Genomic DNA, 1,611 nt, shown 5'->3' with positions numbered 1-1,611 from the left:
TTCCCGGCCTGATCGATGGCCGCGTCTTCATCGGCGAGCCGGGCGGCGAGCATCGCGAAACCATCGCTTCCGCGAGTGTCGCGGCAGCGGCCGGCGGCGTCACCTCCGTCGTCATGATGCCCGATACCGACCCGGTGATCGACAATGTGGCGCTGGTCGAGTTCGTGCTGCGCACCGCCAAGGACACCGCGATCGTCAACATCTTCCCGGCGGCGGCGATCACCAAGGGCCTCGATGGCCGCGAGATGACCGAGTTCGGCCTGTTGCGCGAGGCCGGCGCCGTCGCCTTCACCGATGGCCGCCACACAATTTCAAGCGCACTGGTGATGCGCCGCGCGCTGACCTATGCCCGCGATTTCGGCGCCATCATCGTTCATGAAACGCAGGATGCCGACCTCGGCTCATCCGGCGTCATGAACGAGGGCCTGTACGCCAGCTGGCTCGGCCTCTCCGGCATTCCGCGTGAAGCCGAATCGATCCCGCTGGAGCGCGATCTGGCTTTGGCGCGGCTGACGCGCGGCTCCTACCACGCGGCAAAAATCTCGACGGCGATGGCGGCAAGCGCAGTGACGCGCGCGAAAGCCGATGGTGCGGCCGTGACTTCAGGCGTGTCGATCCACAATCTGTCGCTCAATGAAAACGATGTCGGCGAATACCGCACCTTCTTCCGGCTGACGCCGCCGTTGCGCGCCGAGGAAGACCGGCTGGCGATGATCGAGGCGGTCAGGGACGGCACGGTCGATATCATCGTCTCCTCGCACGATCCGCAGGATGTCGACACCAAGCGCCTGCCCTTCGCCGACGCAGCCGCCGGGGCCATCGGGCTGGAGACGTTGCTGGGTGCGGCCTTGCGGCTCTACCATAATGGCGATGTGCCGCTGCTGCGGCTGATCGAAACGCTCTCCACCGCGCCGGCAAAACTGTTCGGCTTGCCCGGCGGCACGCTGAAACCTGGCGCTGTCGCCGACCTTGCACTTGTCGACCTCGACGAACCCTGGATCGTCAGCGAGAGCGGCATTCGCTCACGCTCGAAAAACACCTGTTTCGAAGGCGCACGCCTGCAAGGCAAGGTCTTGCAAACGCTGGTGGCGGGTCGCACAGTATTTTCAGCTTAACCCCGACCAGCCAATCTTCCGTCATCCATCGCCTCTTCCAAGAGCCTTTGCCATGAGATCGCATCATCCTTCCTGGTTGCAGTCGATCTGGCATCGCATGCGTCCCGCGCCGAAGATCATCGTCACGCAGAAGTTCAACCGGAATTCCCAGAAGGTGAGTTCCCTGATGCCGCCGGAGGATAGCGGTGCCTGGCTGCTGGAGAGGATGCGGCAGCAGATCGGATTGAAGACCCTCGCAGCCAGCCGGCTCCTCGACTTCGGCTGTGGCGTCCGGTTCACCCAGGCGATCCTAAATCGCAGGATTCCGATCCGATCCTACACCGGTGTCGACTGCTTCGCGGAGATGATCGACTTCCTGCGCTCCACCGTGAGCGATCCCCGTTTCTCCTATGTCCTTCTGGACGCGCACCACCCGCTCTATAATCCGAACGGGCGCCCACTCTCCTATGAGACGGAACTGCCGCTGCCCTTGCACGCCTTTGACGTCGTCTCGCTG

General features: G+C 63.6%; 2 protein-coding genes. Both read left to right on the top strand.

Going from position 1 to position 1,611, the window contains the following annotated elements:
• Positions 1-1,115 (top strand): dihydroorotase (locus tag AC1DX0_RS35645; protein WP_477359157.1); only part of this gene is annotated, 1,115 nt, incomplete at its 5' end.
• A gap of 52 nt (positions 1,116-1,167) precedes the next feature.
• On the top strand, positions 1,168-1,611 hold a 444-nt coding region (locus tag AC1DX0_RS35640), incomplete at its 3' end, for a class I SAM-dependent methyltransferase (protein ID WP_477359154.1).

The organism is Mesorhizobium sp. P3_A9 (genome assembly GCF_056402975.1).
Note: the sequence above shows the minus strand (reverse complement) of the source record. Positions and strands in the feature narration are given on the sequence as shown.